Source organism: Pseudomonas sediminis (assembly GCF_002741105.1).
Classification (GTDB): Bacteria; Pseudomonadota; Gammaproteobacteria; order Pseudomonadales; family Pseudomonadaceae; genus Aquipseudomonas; species Aquipseudomonas sediminis.
Map to the genome: position 1 here is coordinate 59,698 of NZ_NIQU01000008.1, position 16,407 is coordinate 76,104.

Annotated in this window: 14 protein-coding genes; 3 read left to right on the forward strand and 11 right to left on the reverse strand. The window is 60.8% G+C overall.

Going from position 1 to position 16,407, the window contains the following annotated elements:
* Positions 1-6: 6 nt before the first annotated feature.
* Positions 7-1,920 (reverse strand): ATP-dependent zinc metalloprotease FtsH, encoded by a 1,914-nt coding sequence (gene ftsH / locus CDO35_RS18360; protein WP_099526103.1) that lies wholly within the window; start codon positions 1,918-1,920, stop codon positions 7-9.
* 171 nt (positions 1,921-2,091) lie between these two features.
* Entirely contained in the window at positions 2,092-2,715 is a 624-nt protein-coding gene (gene rlmE, locus CDO35_RS18365; RefSeq protein ID WP_099526104.1) for a 23S rRNA (uridine(2552)-2'-O)-methyltransferase RlmE, read from the reverse strand.
* A gap of 90 nt (positions 2,716-2,805) precedes the next feature.
* Here rlmE and yhbY point away from each other — a divergent pair, with 90 nt between their 5' ends.
* Complete coding sequence (gene yhbY / locus CDO35_RS18370; RefSeq protein WP_017675336.1) at positions 2,806-3,117, forward strand: ribosome assembly RNA-binding protein YhbY; 312 nt, start codon at positions 2,806-2,808, stop codon at positions 3,115-3,117.
* Between the two features lie 72 nt (positions 3,118-3,189).
* Here yhbY and CDO35_RS18375 read toward each other — a convergent pair whose 3' ends face one another.
* From CDO35_RS18375 to grpE, 8 genes are all read right to left on the reverse strand, one after another.
* Positions 3,190-3,630, reverse strand: coding sequence for a DUF4149 domain-containing protein (locus CDO35_RS18375; RefSeq protein ID WP_099526105.1), 441 nt, complete (start codon positions 3,628-3,630; stop codon positions 3,190-3,192).
* Positions 3,608-4,084, reverse strand: coding sequence for a transcription elongation factor GreA (greA, locus tag CDO35_RS18380; protein ID WP_099526106.1), 477 nt, complete (start codon positions 4,082-4,084; stop codon positions 3,608-3,610). Before greA ends, CDO35_RS18375 begins: the two co-directional genes overlap by 23 nt.
* The gene (gene carB / locus CDO35_RS18385) at positions 4,081-7,302 is read right to left on the reverse strand and encodes a carbamoyl-phosphate synthase large subunit (protein ID WP_099526107.1); all 3,222 of its coding nucleotides are present in this window, start codon (positions 7,300-7,302) and stop codon (positions 4,081-4,083) included. The genes greA and carB overlap by 4 nt, the downstream gene beginning before the upstream one ends.
* Positions 7,303-7,331: 29 nt before the next feature.
* Entirely contained in the window at positions 7,332-8,480 is a 1,149-nt protein-coding gene (gene carA, locus CDO35_RS18390; RefSeq protein WP_099526108.1) for a glutamine-hydrolyzing carbamoyl-phosphate synthase small subunit, read from the reverse strand.
* Between the two features lie 190 nt (positions 8,481-8,670).
* Positions 8,671-9,474, reverse strand: coding sequence for a 4-hydroxy-tetrahydrodipicolinate reductase (gene dapB, locus CDO35_RS18395; protein ID WP_099526109.1), 804 nt, complete (start codon positions 9,472-9,474; stop codon positions 8,671-8,673).
* Between the two features lie 47 nt (positions 9,475-9,521).
* Complete coding sequence (gene dnaJ, locus CDO35_RS18400; protein WP_092377437.1) at positions 9,522-10,649, reverse strand: molecular chaperone DnaJ; 1,128 nt, start codon at positions 10,647-10,649, stop codon at positions 9,522-9,524.
* A gap of 135 nt (positions 10,650-10,784) precedes the next feature.
* Positions 10,785-12,701, reverse strand: a complete 1,917-nt coding sequence (gene dnaK / locus CDO35_RS18405) for a molecular chaperone DnaK (protein WP_099526110.1) — start codon at positions 12,699-12,701, stop codon at positions 10,785-10,787.
* Positions 12,702-12,800: 99 nt separating this feature from the next.
* Complete coding sequence (grpE, locus tag CDO35_RS18410) at positions 12,801-13,370, reverse strand: nucleotide exchange factor GrpE (RefSeq protein WP_099526111.1); 570 nt, start codon at positions 13,368-13,370, stop codon at positions 12,801-12,803.
* Between the two features lie 158 nt (positions 13,371-13,528).
* Between grpE and recN the strand changes: the two genes are divergently transcribed.
* On the forward strand, positions 13,529-15,205 hold the full coding sequence (gene recN, locus CDO35_RS18415; RefSeq protein WP_099526112.1) for a DNA repair protein RecN: 1,677 nt from the start codon (positions 13,529-13,531) through the stop codon (positions 15,203-15,205).
* Between the two features lie 105 nt (positions 15,206-15,310).
* Here the strand turns inward: recN and fur are convergent, their stop codons facing one another.
* Complete coding sequence (fur, locus tag CDO35_RS18420; RefSeq protein WP_003240531.1) at positions 15,311-15,715, reverse strand: ferric iron uptake transcriptional regulator; 405 nt, start codon at positions 15,713-15,715, stop codon at positions 15,311-15,313.
* Between the two features lie 94 nt (positions 15,716-15,809).
* Between fur and CDO35_RS18425 the strand changes: the two genes are divergently transcribed.
* Positions 15,810-16,328, forward strand: a complete 519-nt coding sequence (locus CDO35_RS18425; RefSeq protein WP_099526113.1) for an outer membrane protein assembly factor BamE — start codon at positions 15,810-15,812, stop codon at positions 16,326-16,328.
* The last annotated feature ends 79 nt before the right edge of the window (positions 16,329-16,407 follow it).

A 16,407-nucleotide genomic window follows, 5' to 3' on the forward strand; every position in this document is an offset into this window, starting at 1 on the left:
GAAACCTTAGTGCTCGGCCGCCGGCCCACCAATGGGCTTTTCAGAGCGGTCTGGCTCGTCGACTTTGGTCTGCGGAGCACCAGAGTCGTCACCACCACCCCAGCCGCGCGGCTCACGGGGCTCGCGACCATTCATGATGTCATCGATCTGCTCAGCGTCGATGGTTTCATATTTCATCAACGCTTCGGCCATGGCATCGAGCTTGTCACGGTTCTCTACCAGCAGCTTCTTGGCCGTGTCGTAGCATTCATCGATGATACGGCGCACTTCCTCGTCGATCTGCTTGGCAGTCTCACCGGAAACATTGCTGGCCTGGCTGCCCATGCTACGCCCCAGGAAGACTTCACCTTCCTCCTCCGCATACATCAGCGGGCCCAGCTTCTCGGACAGGCCCCACTTGGTGACCATATTCTTGGCCAGTTGGGTGGCGCGCATGATGTCGTTCGAAGCGCCCGTGGTGACACCATCGAAGCCCAAGGTCATCTCTTCGGCGATACGGCCACCGAACAGCGAGCAGATCTGGCTGATCAAGGCGCGCTTGCTGAGGCTGTAACGATCTTCTTCCGGCAGGAACATGGTCACACCCAAGGCACGACCGCGCGGAATGATGGAAACCTTGTAGACAGGATCATGCTCGGGAACCAGACGACCGACGATGGCGTGCCCCGCCTCGTGGAACGCAGTATTGAGCTTCTCCTTGTCGGACATGACCATGGTCTTGCGCTCTGCGCCCATCATGATCTTGTCCTTGGCCAGCTCGAACTCCTTCATTTCTACCAGGCGCTTACCGGCACGAGCAGCGAACAGAGAAGCTTCGTTGACCAGGTTGGCCAGATCAGCACCGGAGAAGCCCGGAGTACCGCGCGCAATGACCGCCGGATTGACGTCATCGCCCATTGGCACTTTGCGCATGTGCACTTTCAGAATCTGCTCGCGACCACGGATATCAGGCAGGCCAACGACCACCTGACGGTCAAAGCGCCCAGGACGCAGCAGCGCAGGGTCGAGAACGTCCGGACGGTTGGTAGCGGCGATAACGATAATGCCGTCGTTCATTTCGAAGCCGTCCATCTCCACCAGCAGTTGGTTGAGAGTCTGCTCGCGCTCGTCGTGACCGCCGCCCATGCCGGCGCCACGGTGGCGACCAACAGCGTCGATCTCGTCGATGAAGATGATGCAAGGGGCGTGTTTCTTGGCCTGATCGAACATGTCGCGAACGCGGGAGGCACCCACACCCACGAACATCTCGACGAAGTCGGAACCGGAAATGGTGAAGAACGGCACTTTCGCTTCGCCGGCCACGGCCTTGGCCAGCAAGGTTTTACCGGTACCCGGCGAGCCGACCATCAGCACGCCGCGCGGGATACGACCGCCCAGACGCTGGAACTTGCCCGGATCGCGGAGGAATTCCACCAACTCGCTGACTTCTTCCTTGGCCTCGTCGCAACCAGCAACGTCAGCAAAGGTGGTCTTGACCTGATCCTCGGAGAGCAGGCGCGCCTTGGACTTCCCAAAGCTCATCGGCCCGCCTTTGCCGCCGGCCCCGCCTTGCATCTGACGCATGAAGAACATGAATACGGCGATGATCACCAGAATCGGGAAGCTTGCCACCAGCAGTTGAGTCCAGATGCTCTGCTGCTCAGGCTGCTTGCCTTCGATGACCACGTTGTTATCGATCAGGTCGCCAATCAGGCCACCATCCTGGATCGCCGGGCGAATGGTCTTGAAGCCTTCGCCATCGGTACGCTTACCAGTGATCACATAGCCGTCGACGGTGACGCGCTCGACGCGCCCTTCCTTCACCTGCTCGATGAATTGCGAGTAGCTCAGGGTCTGCGGCTCGCTCGGACTGGAGAAGTTGTTCATCACGGTGACCAGCACCGCCGCGATGATCAGCCACAGGATCAGATTCTTTGCCATGTCGTTCAATTAGCTACCCTCTGAAGCAGGCCTCGTGGCGAAGCGGGCTTCCCATGACGACCAATGATATACCGACTAACTTACACCAAACGCCCGCGTCCCGCAGGCGCCGTCTGTAACCCTTTATGAGGTTTCTGCCACTGAGACCGACATGGTCGATACCAGTTTCAATCACACCCCGCGAAAGCCACGCGCCAGCAGATATTGTTCACGGGAGCGATCACGCGAGGACAGCGGCTTGCGCATCTGCACCTTGTCGAACGTCTCACGCACCTGCTTGTGATAAGCGTCGAAACCTTCGCCCTGGAAGATCTTGATCAGAAAATCACCGCCCGGGCGCAATACACGCCCGGCCAGATCCAGCGCCAGCTCGCACAGATACATGGCGCGCGCCTGATCGGCGGTTCTTACCCCACTCATATTGGGGGCCATATCGGAAATAACAAGGTCCACCGGATTTTCACCGATGGCCTCGAGAATCTGCGCGAAGACCGCGTCATCGGTGAAGTCACCCTGAATGAAAGTGACATCGGGAATGCTGTCCATCTCCAGGATGTCGGAAGCGATCAGCCGTCCTTTGTCACCGATCACCCGACTGGTGACCTGCGACCAACCGCCCGGTGCCGCGCCGAGATCGACCACGGTCATGCCTGGGCGCAGGATGCGATCCTTCTCCTGGATTTCCAGCAACTTGTAGCTGGCGCGCGAGCGATAGCCGTCCTTCTGCGCCATCTTCACGTAAGGATCGTCAAAATGTTCTTTCAGCCAACGCTGGCTGGTCTTGGAACGTGCCACTGAAACCTCTGACTCAACGGGTCATGAATAACTGCGCGGGCTCGGGTAAGATAGGCGCCGTTTTCCAGACCGAATTAGGTACTAACGATTATGCCGCTCACTCAAGAGCAGAAGAAACAATTCAAATCTATCGGCCACCACCTGAAACCTGTATTGATCGTGGCTGACAATGGTTTGACCGAGGGCGTACTGGCCGAGCTGGACCGCGCCCTGAACGATCACGAGCTGATCAAGGTACAGCTGCGCCTCACCGAACGCGAGGATCGCCAGGCCGCCATTGTAGCCCTGTGCGAGAGCGGACGCGCTGAACTGGTCCAGTCGATTGGCAAGGTCGCCCTGCTCTATCGCAAGAACCCCAAGCCGAATCGCAACCTGTCCAACGTCATTCGTTACCAGGGTTGAGGCGCTTCCATCGCGATCACGGGCAAGCACGGCGTGCCCTGATCGCGAATGAATTCGCGCCTGAACGCGTCGTTAGCGCCTGACCGGCGCCCCAGGCACGGGCTGCAGCACCAGCAACAGCCCACAAAATGCCATCACCAGATAGCTGAAGCGCAACCAGTACTCGACCTCAGGCCAGTACTGCAACACAGCAAAGTAGCTCAGGGCCATGGCCGCAACGGTCAGCAGCAGTTGCCCACGCATATCCCGCAACAGACTCGACAGACCCTCACTGCGCAGCAAGGCAAAAGCCTGCAGCGCAACGCATACCGCTGTCAGACCGACCAGCAGCGGCACCAGCCGCGTGGCTATCTCCTGCACCAGCAGCGGCGCCAGGCCAACCTGACCGATAGCCGGCAGGATGACAAATTGCAGCAACCACAAACCGCCAACCCAAAGGGTCTGGGCCAGCTGCCAACTGACGGCAGCGGCCCGCGACGGTTGTTGCGGTTTAGATATGACGGACTTCGACAATCTCGTACTCGATCAGGCCGCTGGGGGTCTGCACCGCCACCACATCACCCTCGCTCTTGCCGATCAGGGCACGAGCGATAGGTGAGCCGACGGAGATCTTGCGCTGCTTGATGTCGGCTTCGTCTTCACCAACGATCTGGTAGGTCACGCTTTCGTCGGTCTCGACGTTGGCGATTTCCACCGTGGTACCGAATATCACCTTGCCGGTGTGCTCGATGCTGGTGACGTCGATGATCACTGCGTTCTGCAGACGGCCTTCGATATCACGCACACGCGCCTCGACCATGCCCTGCTGCTCGCGCGCGGCATGGTATTCGGCGTTTTCCTTGAGATCGCCCAGCTCGCGGGCTTCACCGATGTCCTGGCTGAGTTTCGGACGCACCACCTTGGTCAGGTGCGCCAGCTCTTCTTCCAGGGCGCGAGCGCCCTGGACGGTCATGGGGTACTTGTTCATGCCTTGATTCCTGCATGCAGATCCTGCAGCCGGCGCACGGTCTTCTCGGGACCGAACTTGAGCGCCTCACAGACCGCCTGCCCCGCCGCGATGGTGGTGGTGCAGTAGATCTTGTGCTGCAGAGCGTTACGACGGATCGAGTAGGAGTCAGCGATGGACTGACGCCCCTCGGTGGTATTGATGATCAGGGTTACTTCGTCGTTCTTGATCATGTCGACCACGTGCGGACGACCCTCGGTCACCTTGTTAACGCGGCGCACCGGCAGACCGGCAGCCTCGATCACCTTGGCCGTGCCAGCGGTAGCGACCACCTCGAAGCCCAGCGCGACCAGATCACGTGCGACCTGAACAGCTTCCGGCTTGTCGTCCTCGCGCACGCTGATGAAGGCGCAACCGGAGTTCGGCAGGATCTCGCTGGCACCCAACTGCGCCTTGGCGAAGGCCTCACCGAAGCTGTCGCCGACGCCCATCACCTCACCGGTGGACTTCATCTCTGGGCCAAGGATCGGGTCGACACCCGGGAACTTGGCGAAGGGGAACACCGCTTCTTTGACGCTGAAGAACGGCGGGATGATTTCCTTGGTGTAACCCACCTCGGCCAGGGTCTTGCCGGCCATGACGCGCGCGGCCACCTTGGCCAGCGATTCGCCGACGCACTTGGAAACGAACGGCACGGTACGCGAGGCACGCGGGTTCACTTCGATGACGTAGATGTCTTCGCCCTGCACAGCCATCTGCACGTTCATCAGGCCGATCACACCGAGCTCCAGGGCCATTTTCTTGACCTGCTCGCGGATCTCGTCCTGGATATGTGCCGGCAGCGAGTAAGGCGGCAGCGAGCAGGCGGAGTCACCGGAGTGCACACCGGCCTGTTCGATGTGCTGCATGATCGCGCCGATGACCACGGTTTCGCCGTCGCTGACCGCATCCACGTCCACTTCGATGGCGCAGTTGAGGAAGCGATCCAGCAGCACCGGGCTGTCGTTGGACACTTTCACCGCTTCGCGCATGTAGCGCTTGAGTTCTTCTTCCTGGTAGACGATTTCCATCGCCCGGCCGCCCAGTACGTAGGACGGACGCACCACCATCGGGTAACCGATGTTCTTCGACAGGGCCAGGGCCTCGTCTTCGCTGCGCGCAGTAGCGTTGGCCGGCTGACGCAGGTTCAGGCGCTGCACCATCTGCTGGAAACGCTCGCGGTCTTCGGCGCGGTCGATGGCCTCGGGGCTGGTGCCGATGATCGGTACGCCCGCTTCTTCCAGGGCGCGGCAGATCTTCAGCGGAGTCTGACCGCCATACTGGACGATCACGCCTTTCGGCTGTTCGACGCGGACGATTTCCAGTACGTCTTCCAGGGTCACCGGCTCGAAGTACAGGCGATCAGAGGTGTCGTAGTCGGTGGAAACGGTTTCTGGGTTGCAGTTGACCATGATGGTCTCGAAACCGTCTTCACGCATGGCCAGCGCCGCGTGCACGCAGCAGTAGTCGAACTCGATGCCCTGGCCGATACGGTTAGGACCGCCGCCGAGGATCATGATCTTGTCGCGACCACTCGGGTTGGCCTCGCACTCTTCCTCGTAGGTGGAGTACATGTAGGCGGTGTCGGTGGCGAATTCGGCGGCGCAAGTATCGACGCGCTTGTACACCGGCAGCACTTTCAGCTTGTGGCGGTGAGCACGCAGGCTCTTCTCGGAAACGCCCAGCAACTTGGCCAGACGCGCATCGGAGAAGCCCTTGCGCTTGAGTTTGAACATCAGATCGTAGTCGATAGCCGACAGACCGAGAGTCTGCACGGTGGCTTCGTCCTTGATCAGATCTTCGATCTGCACCAGGAACCACTCGTCGATACGGGTCAGCTCGAACACTTCGGCGACGGTCTTGCCGGCACGGAAGGCATCGGCCACGTACCAGATGCGGTCAGCGCTGGGCACGGTCAGCTCGCGACGCAGGGTGCTCTCAGCTTCCGGGTCATTCAGATCGAGCTTCGGATCGAAGCCGGCAACGCCGACTTCCAGGCCGCGCAGGGCTTTCTGCATCGACTCCTGGAAGGTACGGCCGATGGCCATGACCTCACCCACGGACTTCATCTGGGTGGTCAGGCGAGCGTCGGCCTTGGGGAATTTCTCGAAGGCGAAGCGCGGAACCTTGGTCACCACGTAGTCGATGGCCGGTTCGAAGGAGGCCGGGGTACGACCGCCGGTGATGTCGTTGCTCAGCTCGTCGAGGGTGTAACCGACAGCCAGCTTGGCAGCGATCTTGGCGATCGGGAAGCCGGTGGCCTTGGAGGCCAGTGCCGAGCTGCGCGATACACGCGGGTTCATTTCGATCACGACCATGCGACCAGTGTTCGGGCAGATGCCGAACTGCACGTTGGAGCCGCCGGTTTCAACGCCGATCTCACGCAGCACCGCCAGAGAGGCGTTGCGCATGATCTGGTATTCCTTGTCGGTCAGGGTCTGCGCCGGCGCGACGGTGATCGAGTCGCCGGTGTGCACGCCCATCGGGTCGAAGTTCTCGATGGAGCAGACGATGATGCAGTTGTCCTTCTTGTCGCGGACCACCTCCATCTCGTACTCCTTCCAGCCGATCAGCGATTCGTCGATCAGCAGCTCGTTGGTCGGCGACAGATCCAGACCACGGGCGCAGATTTCCTCGAACTCTTCACGGTTGTAGGCGATGCCGCCGCCGGTACCACCCATGGTGAAGCTGGGGCGAATGATGCAGGGGAAACCCACCATCTCCAGCACGCCATAGGCTTCTTCCATGCTGTGGGCGATGCCTGAGCGCGGGCAGGCCAGGCCGATGTCCTTCATCGCCCGGTCGAAGCGCGAGCGGTCTTCGGCCTTGTCGATGGTGTCGGCGTTGGCACCGATCATCTCAACGCCGAACTTCTCCAGCACGCCGTGACGCTCCAGATCCAGCGCGCAGTTCAGCGCGGTCTGGCCGCCCATGGTCGGCAGCAGTGCGTCCGGACGCTCCTTCTCGATGATCTTGGCCACGGTGGCCCACTTGATCGGCTCAATGTAGGTGGCGTCGGCCATCGACGGGTCGGTCATGATGGTGGCCGGGTTGGAGTTCACCAGAATGACGCGGAAACCCTCTTCCTTCAGCGCCTTGCACGCCTGGGCGCCGGAGTAGTCGAACTCACAGGCCTGGCCGATGACGATGGGGCCGGCGCCGAGGATCAGGATGCTTTTGATGTCTGTACGTTTTGGCATGGTCTTCTCGAATTCTCTGCTCGGCGGGCTTAGCGGCGTTTGGCCATCTCATTGATGAAACGGTCGAACAGCGGCGCAACGTCGTGCGGGCCTGGGCTGGCTTCCGGGTGCCCCTGGAAGCTGAAGGCGGCCTTGTCGGTACGTTCGATGCCCTGCAGGGTGCCATCGAACAGCGACTTATGGATCGGCCGCACATTGCTCGGCAGGCTGCTCTCATCCACGGCGAAACCGTGGTTCTGGCTGGTGATCATCACCACGCCGCTATCGAGATCCTGTACCGGGTGGTTGGCACCGTGGTGGCCATGGCCCATTTTCAGGGTCTTGGCGCCGGACGCCAGGGCCAGCAACTGGTGGCCGAGGCAGATGCCGAATACCGGGATATCGGTTTCCAGGACTTCCTTGATCGCCTGGATCGCGTAGTCGCACGGCTCGGGATCGCCAGGGCCGTTGGACAGGAACACGCCATCAGGATTGAGCGCCAGCACGTCGCTGGCCGGAGTTTGCGCCGGCACCACGGTCAGGCGGCAGCCACGCTCGACCAGCATGCGCAGGATGTTCAGCTTCACGCCGTAATCATAGGCGACCACGTGGTAAGGCAGCTCGCTGGCCGGAATTTCCGGATGGCTGTCGTCCTTCAGGTTCCAGGTGCTTTCACGCCACTCGTAGCGCTCGGTGCAGCTAACCACCTTGGCCAGGTCCATGCCTTTGAGGCCCGGGAAGCTGCGCGCCAGCTCCAGTGCTTTCTCTTCGGTGGCATCGTCGCCGACCAGAATGCAGCCGTTTTGCGAACCTTTTTCGCGCAGGATGCGGGTCAGGCGACGCGTATCGATACCGGCGATGGCGACGGTGCCGTTGGCTTTCAGGTATTCGTCCAGCGGTTGCTTGTCGCGCCAGTTGCTGGAGATCAGCGGCAGGTCACGAATAATCAGGCCAGCGGCCCATACGCGATTGGACTCGGCATCTTCCGGCGTGGTGCCGGTGTTGCCGATGTGCGGATAAGTCAGGGTAACGATCTGCTGGGCATAGGATGGATCGGTAAGGATTTCCTGATAGCCGGTCATGGCGGTGTTGAACACCACCTCTCCAATCGTCTGGCCATCGGCCCCGATGGAATCGCCGCGAAAAATGCTGCCGTCAGCAAGAGCCAAAATGGCAGGTTTGGGGGCTGGCTTAGTCAAGAAGACCTCCGTCTCGATCAAGGCTTGAAGCAAACGCAGGTTGTAAAAAAGCGGGATGACGTGTGAAGGTCATCCCGCTTTTTTATTTGAGCCATTCTGCGTAACTTTTAGTGGACACACTAAAACAGGAAGCTTACAGGAAAACCCTTTTTCGGTCCACCCGATAAGATGCCTCAGTCACACATTCGCATCAACGCAGGCCCAACACGTCCTGCATGTCGTACAGCGCCGGCGAACGCTGCTGCAGCCACAGCGCAGAACGCACTGCGCCCTTGGCGAAAGTCATGCGGCTGGAGGCCTTGTGCGTGATCTCCACGCGCTCGCCGTCGGCGGCGAACAACACGGTGTGATCACCCACCACATCACCGGCACGCACGGTGGCGAAACCAATGGTTTCACGCTCACGCGCACCGGTCTGACCTTCACGGCCGTAGACGGCGACCTTCTGCAGATCACGCCCCAATGCATCGGCAACCACTTCGCCCATGCGCAGCGCGGTGCCGGACGGCGCATCGACCTTGTGCCGGTGGTGGGCTTCGATGATCTCGATATCCACGTCATCACCCAACACGCGAGCTGCGGTATCGAGCAGTTTCAGGCACAGATTGACGCCGACACTGAAGTTGGCGGCGAAAACGATAGGGATCTGCTTGGCCGCTTCGCTGAGCTGCTGCTTCTCTTCTGGCGTGAAGCCCGTGGTGCCGATGACCATGGCCTTGCCCGCCTGGCGGCAGACTTCCAGGTTCTTCAGCGTCACCGACGGGTGAGTGAAGTCGATCAGCACATCGAAATCATCGACCACGGCGCTCAGGTCGCCTGCCAGGGTTACCCCGATCTTGCCCAAGCCGACCAGTTCACCAGCATCTGCACCGATCAGGCTGCTGTCGGCACGGTCGATGGCGGCACTGAGCTTGGCACCCTCGGCCTGACTGACGGCCTCGATCAGGGTCTTGCCCATACGCCCGGCGGCGCCCATCACTGCAATACGTTGCATACATCAGCTCCAAGCTGTCGCCCCGGCATCACCGGGGCGCGTTGCGATTAAACGTCGCCGAAGAAGCGCTTCACGCCTTCGAACCAGCCACTGGCCTTGGGCGAGTGGGAATCGTCACCCTGCAGCGACTTGCGGAACTCCTCGAGCAGCTCGCGCTGACGCTTGTTCAGGTTGACCGGCGTTTCCACCGCCACCCGGCACATCAGATCACCAGCCGCACCACCACGAACAGGTGCCACGCCCTTGCCGCGCAAGCGGAACAGCTTGCCAGTCTGGGTACCTTCGGGGATCTTCAGCTTGACCCGACCATCGAGGGTCGGCACTTCCAGCTCGCCACCCAGTGCCGCATCGGCAAAGCTGATCGGTACTTCGCAGTACAGATGCTTGCCATCACGCTGGAAGATCGCATGTTCACGGACGTTGACCACCACATACAGGTCACCGGCCGGGCCGCCATGGGTACCGGCCTCGCCCTCGCCAGACAGGCGAATGCGGTCACCGGTATCGACACCTGGCGGCACTTTGACCGACAGGGTCTTGCTCTCTTCCACGCGCCCCTGGCCATGACAGCTGCCGCAAGGGTCGGTGATCATCTTGCCGCTGCCATGGCAGCGCGGGCAGGTCTGCTGTACGGAGAAGAAACCCTGCTGCATGCGCACCTGACCGATACCACCGCACGTGGTACAGGTCACCGGGCTGGTGCCCTTCTTGGCACCCGAGCCATCGCAGGTCTTGCAACCGACCAGGGTCGGCACGCGGATGGTCACGGTGGTACCGCGTACCGCTTCCTCCAGATCCAGCTCGAGGGTGTAGCGCAGATCCGAGCCGCGCTGAGCACCGCCACGCGAACCGCCGCGAGCACCGCCGAAGAAGTCGCTGAACACATCCCCGAAGATATCGGAGAAGTTGGCGCCGCCGAAACCAGCGCCACCACCGCCACCCATCTGCGGGTCGACCCCGGCGTGGCCGTATTGGTCGTAAGCCGAACGCTTGGCCGCATCAGAAAGTACTTCGTAGGCCTCGTTGGCCTCCTTGAATTTCTCTTCGGCGTCTTTGTCGTCCGGGTTGCGGTCCGGGTGATACTTCATCGCCAGGCGCCGATAGGCCTTCTTCAGCTCGGCTTCGCTAGCGCCGCGCTCGACCCCCAGGATCTCGTAATAGTCACGTTTTGCCATAGTTGTGCTGCACTCTCAGATTCGTGAGCTCCAGATACGCCGACGCGGGAGAAGGCTCCCGCGCGGCGAATCCTGCCCGTCGCGAGCGACGGTGGAGCGTAAAGAAGAGGCGGCCTGCCGAGCAGGCCGCGTCCCTTACTTGTTCTCCTTGACCTCTTCGAACTCAGCGTCGACCACGTCGTCACCTGCATCCTTGGCGTCGCCAGCGTCAGCCTGGGCGGCACCACCCTGCGGCTGCTCGGCGTACATCTTCTGCGCCAGCGGCGTGGTGGCCTCGGACAGGGCGTTCATCTTGGCTTCGATGGCCTCCTTGTCGTCGCCTTTTACAGCCACTTCCAGTTCGCCAATGGCTTTCTCGATGGCCGCCTTCTCGTCGGCAGTGGCCTTGTCGCCTGCTTCGGTGAGCATCTTGCGGGTGGCGTGCACCAGCTGATCACCCTGGTTACGCGCGGTGGCCAGCTCCTCGAACTTGCGGTCTTCCTCGGCGTTGGCCTCGGCGTCACGCACCATACGCTCGATTTCGTCATCGGACAGACCGGAGTTGGCCTTGATCACGATGGACTGCTGCTTGCCAGTGGCCTTGTCCTTAGCGGACACGTGCAGGATGCCGTTGGCATCGATATCGAAGGTCACTTCGATTTGCGGCACGCCACGCGGAGCCGGCGGAATCTCGGCCAGGTCGAACTTGCCCAGCGACTTGTTCTGCGCGGCCTGCTTACGCTCACCCTGCAGGACGTGAATGGTCACGGCGCTCTGGTTGTCATCGGCAGTGGAGAACACCTGCGACTTCTTGGTCGGGATGGTGGTGTTCTTCTCGATCAGCGCAGTCATCACGCCACCCATGGTTTCGATACCCAGGGTCAGCGGGGATACGTCCAGCAGCAGTACGTCCTTGACGTCACCAGCCAGAACGGCGCCCTGAATGGCTGCGCCCATGGCAACAGCTTCGTCCGGGTTGACGTCCTTGCGCGGTTCCTTGCCGAAGAACTCGGTCACCAGCTTCTGCACCAGCGGCATGCGGGTCTGACCACCGACCAGAATCACATCGTTGATAGAACCAACGTCGACACCAGCATCTTTCAGCGCGATACGGCAAGGCTCGATGGTGCGCTGCACCAGATCCTCGACCAGCGACTCCAGCTTGGAGCGGGAGATCTTCACGTTCAGGTGCTTCGGACCGGTGGCATCTGCAGTGATGTACGGCAGGTTGACGTCGGTCTGCTGGCTCGAGGACAGCTCGATCTTGGCTTTCTCGGCGGCTTCCTTCAGGCGCTGCATGGCCAGCGGGTCACCCTTGAGGTTCATGCCGGTTTCTTTCTTGAATTCGTCGACGAGGTAATCGATCAGACGAATGTCGAAGTCCTCACCACCGAGGAAGGTGTCGCCATTGGTAGCCAACACTTCGAACTGGTGCTCGCCATCGACTTCAGCGATCTCGATCACCGACACGTCGAAGGTACCGCCACCCAGGTCATAGACGATCACGGTGTGGTCGCCCTTGGCCTTGTCCATACCGTAGGCCAGCGCGGCCGCAGTCGGCTCGTTGATGATGCGCTTGACGTCCAGACCAGCGATGCGACCAGCATCCTTGGTGGCCTGACGCTGGCTGTCGTTGAAGTAAGCCGGGACGGTGATTACCGCCTCGGTGACTGCTTCGCCGAGATAGTCTTCGGCGGTCTTCTTCATCTTCTTGAGAATTTCAGCCGAGATTTGCGGCGGCGCCATCTTCTGGCCGTTCACTTCGACCCAGGCGTCACCGTTGTCCGCCTTGGCGATCTTGTACGGCACCATCTGAATGTCTTTCTGCACGACTTCTTCGTCGAAACGACGACCGATCAGACGCTTCACCGCATACAGGGTGTTGTGCGGATTGGTCACAGCCTGACGCTTGGCCGACTGACCGACGAGGATTTCACCGTCATTGGCATAAGCAATGATGGACGGCGTGGTACGAGCGCCTTCGGCGTTCTCGATTACCTTGACGTTGCCGTTTTCCAGAATGGAGACGCAGGAGTTGGTGGTCCCCAGGTCGATACCGATAATTTTGCCCATGAATGTTCTCCCGAAACTTTGATTTTTCCGTCGCCTCGTTTCTCAGGCGCCGGCAGCACTAAAACGCTTGACTTAAAAATGGGGTCGTTACAGCTGATTTCAAGCCTGCTCGTCGATACTCGGCGGCGGCGTGGTTGGCGCCTTGCTGACCACGACCATGGCCGGGCGCAGCAGGCGACCGTTAAGCAGATAGCCCTTCTGGAACACCTTGAGCACCGAATTCGGCTCGGTATGAATGCTCTCTTCCATGGCCATGGCCTGGTGGTGCTCCGGGTTGAACGGCGCGCCGTGCGGGTCGATGGCTTCCAGGTTGTAGCGAGCCAGCGTGTCGTGGAACAACTTGAGGGTCAGTTGCATGCCTTCACGCACGGCCTTGATCGATACATCGTCAGGGCTGGACAGCTCCAGGCCACGCTCCAGGCTGTCGATTACCGGCAGCAGGTCGCCGGCGAATTTTTCCAGCGCAAACTTGTGCGCCTTTTCCACATCCTGCTCTGCGCGGCGACGCACGTTCTGCAGGTCGGCAGCCATGCGCAGCGACTGATCCTGCGCAGCGGCCAGTTGCTCTTCCAGCGTTTGCACGCGAGCAGCCAGGTCGTCACTCGGCGCTACAGCTTCCGCTGCCTGCGCTTCGGGATTCTGCGTATCCAGGGTCTGTTCGTCAGCCATGCCTTTCTCCTCTCGAAAAAACTGGCGCGATACCGGCTCGCGCTCCTGCCGCCTATATGGAGTCAATTCCACAGCTTTCAAGGGGCGATAGACGAGGATTGCCAGGAAAAGAAAAAACACTGTATAAATAACCAGACATCAATTCGGGAGCGTTCGCCATGCTGGTGCACCTGTCCATTCACAACTACGCCATCGTTGACCATTTGGACCTTGAGCTGGATGCCGGCATGAGCGCCATCAGCGGCGAGACCGGTGCCGGCAAGTCGATCATGCTCGACGCCCTCGGCCTGTGCCTGGGCGATCGTGCCGACAGCGGCGTGGTGCGCCCAGGCAGTGACAAGGCGGACATTCTCGCCAGCTTCGATCTGGCGGACATTCCCGAAGCCCGCACCTGGCTTGCCGAGCGCGACCTGGACAACGACGGCCCGTGCATCCTGCGCCGGGTGATTACCGCCGAGGGCCGCTCGCGCGGCTATATCAATGGCAGCCCCTGCCCGCAGGCCGATCTCAAGGCCCTTGGCGAACTGATCATCGATATCCACAGCCAGCACGAACATCAGTCGCTGCTCAAGACCGACACCCATCGCCGCCTGCTCGACGAATACGCCGGCAGCCAGGACCTCGCGCGCCAGGTGCAACTCGCAGCGCAACGTTGGAAGCAGACGCGCAACGAACTTGAGCGCATCTCCAGCCAGAGCGACGAGCAGCGCGCTCGCCACCAGTTGCTCAGCTACCAGCTCGAAGAACTGGAAAACCTCGCCCTCGGCGAGAACGAGCTGGAGCAACTGGAACAGGAGCACAAGGCGCTGAGCAATGCTGAAGCGCTGCTCGCTGCCTGTCGCCAGGTACTGGATTTGTGCAGCGAAAGCGATGCCGGCAACGTGCTGTCGGCGCTAACCGCCAGCCTCAACCGCTTGGGCGCCTTTGGCGGTCAGGGCGGCACCTTGAACGAAGCCAGCAACTTGTTGGCCAGTGCGCAGATCCAGGTGGAGGAAGCCGTCGGCGAATTGAACCGCTTCCTCGACCACTTCGACGCCGACCCCGAGCGCCAGCAGTTTCTCGAAGAGCGCCTAGACACCATCTACACCCTGGCCCGCAAGCACCGTATTCAACCAGCCGAACTGGCCGCTTTGCAGCAGCAGTTGTTCGATGAGCTCGAAGGCCTGAATGCCGACGATCAGGCCAGCGAACGCCTGGCCGAGGAGCTGGCGGCTTATGAGCGCCACTACCAGGAAAAAGCAGCCGAGCTCAGCACACTGCGCAGCAATGCTGCCGAGCGCCTGGCCGCAGCCGTAGAGCAGGAAATGCAGGCTCTGGGCATGCCCGGCGGTCGCTTCAATATTCAACTCCAAGCCATGAGCAGCGAAGAACCACACGCAAGCGGCCTGGAGACAGTGGAATTTCTGGTCAGCGCCAACCCTGGTCAGCCGCTACGCGGCCTGGCCAAGGTGGCATCTGGCGGTGAACTGTCACGCATCAGCCTGGCGATTCAGGTGATAACCGCACAGACCTCGCGCGTACCGACCCTGGTATTCGACGAAGTGGACGTCGGTATCGGCGGCCCAACCGCAGAAGTGGTCGGCCAGCTGTTACGCCGCCTCGGCGAACGCGGGCAAGTGCTGTGCGTCACCCACTTGCCGCAAGTCGCCGCGCAGGGCCATCAACATCTGTTCGTGCACAAACGCCGCGGCGAAGACGCCACCTCTACCGCAGTGAGCAAGCTGGACGAGAGCGGCCGCGTCGAAGAGATCGCTCGCATGCTCGGTGGCGTCGACCTGACCGAGGAATCCCTGGCTCATGCGCGCAAGATGGTCACCAGCGCCCAGGCGGCGTGAGACACGCTTAGCGCGGACGCAATCCGGAAGCCCTCGGATTACAACCGGACCATGGCAAAGCAAAAAGGCGACCCGAGGGTCGCCTTTTTGATTGCCGCAGAAGAATCAGCTCTTCTTGCGCACGTACAGCACCAGGTTGTGGTCAACCAGCTCGAAACCGTGCTCCTTGACGATCTCTTTCTGGCGCTTCTCGATCTCGGCGTCGAAGAATTCGATCACTTCGCCGGAGTCGACGCAGACCATATGGTCGTGATGGCCGCTATCAGCCAGCTCGAATACGGCATGGCCGCCATCGAAGTTGTGACGCACCACCAGGCCAGCGGCCTCGAACTGAGTCAGAACGCGGTATACGGTGGCTAGGCCAACGTCTTCACCGGCCTCCATCAGCGCTTTGTAGACATCTTCCGCGCTCATGTGGCGGTGCTCGGCGTTATCCAGCATTTGCAGGATTTTGACTCGTGGCAGAGTCACCTTCAGTCCAGCTTTGCGCAGTTCGTTATTTTCAACCATGGTCTGCTTTCTCATGGATGCTGCTTCGCAGCACCCTTCAATACGGGTATGATCCGGGGTTCAAGTTGCCCAAGATAGTGGAAGTCACCCTCCGATGCAAAAAACCAAGCTCTTGCTGACCAGCCTGTCGCTGACCGGGCTCTTCGCACTCGCCGGTTGTTCATTCCCCGGGGTTTACAAGATCGACATTCAACAGGGCAATGTCGTGACACAGGACATGATAGACCAGCTGCGCCCGGGAATGACCCGACGCCAAGTGCGGTTTATCATGGGTAACCCGCTGATCACCGACACCTTCCATGCCGATCGCTGGGATTATCTGTACAGCATCCAGCCTGGCGGCCGTCAGCGCCTGCAGGAACGCGTCAGCCTGGTGTTCGACGGCAGCGACCAGCTGGTTGGCCTGGCCGGCGACTTCATGCCCGGCGTAAGCCGTGACCAGGCGATTATGGGCGAAGGCGGCGACACCAGCAGTGCCCAGCCGCAAGCCAAACCACAGGATGAAACGCCGCCAGCGCCCGGCTCGTTGCTGGAGCAGATCCAGCGCGAGGTGGATCAGGTCGAAACCGTCCCGGTGCCGACGCCTGAGCCGCTGGACACCAATCCGCAGTAATACGCGGACACTAAAAAGCCCGGAGCGAATCCGGGCTTTTTCGCATCTGGCGCCTGGCTAGCCTATCGACTAGTCATCA

What these genes read in the sequence shown, in the direction of transcription:
- dnaK (WP_099526110.1), bottom strand. Translation starts at nt 12,701, where the DNA reads ATGGGCAAAATTATCGGTATCGACCTGGGGACCACCAACTCCTGCGTC.
- dapB (WP_099526109.1), bottom strand. Translation starts at nt 9,474, where the DNA reads ATGCAACGTATTGCAGTGATGGGCGCCGCCGGGCGTATGGGCAAGACC.
- ftsH (WP_099526103.1), bottom strand. Translation starts at nt 1,920, where the DNA reads ATGGCAAAGAATCTGATCCTGTGGCTGATCATCGCGGCGGTGCTGGTC.
- CDO35_RS18425 (WP_099526113.1), top strand. Translation starts at nt 15,810, where the DNA reads ATGCAAAAAACCAAGCTCTTGCTGACCAGCCTGTCGCTGACCGGGCTC.
- yhbY (WP_017675336.1), top strand. Translation starts at nt 2,806, where the DNA reads ATGCCGCTCACTCAAGAGCAGAAGAAACAATTCAAATCTATCGGCCAC.
- fur (WP_003240531.1), bottom strand. Translation starts at nt 15,715, where the DNA reads ATGGTTGAAAATAACGAACTGCGCAAAGCTGGACTGAAGGTGACTCTG.
- grpE (WP_099526111.1), bottom strand. Translation starts at nt 13,370, where the DNA reads ATGGCTGACGAACAGACCCTGGATACGCAGAATCCCGAAGCGCAGGCA.
- greA (WP_099526106.1), bottom strand. Translation starts at nt 4,084, where the DNA reads ATGAACAAGTACCCCATGACCGTCCAGGGCGCTCGCGCCCTGGAAGAA.
- recN (WP_099526112.1), top strand. Translation starts at nt 13,529, where the DNA reads ATGCTGGTGCACCTGTCCATTCACAACTACGCCATCGTTGACCATTTG.
- dnaJ (WP_092377437.1), bottom strand. Translation starts at nt 10,649, where the DNA reads ATGGCAAAACGTGACTATTACGAGATCCTGGGGGTCGAGCGCGGCGCT.
- carB (WP_099526107.1), bottom strand. Translation starts at nt 7,302, where the DNA reads ATGCCAAAACGTACAGACATCAAAAGCATCCTGATCCTCGGCGCCGGC.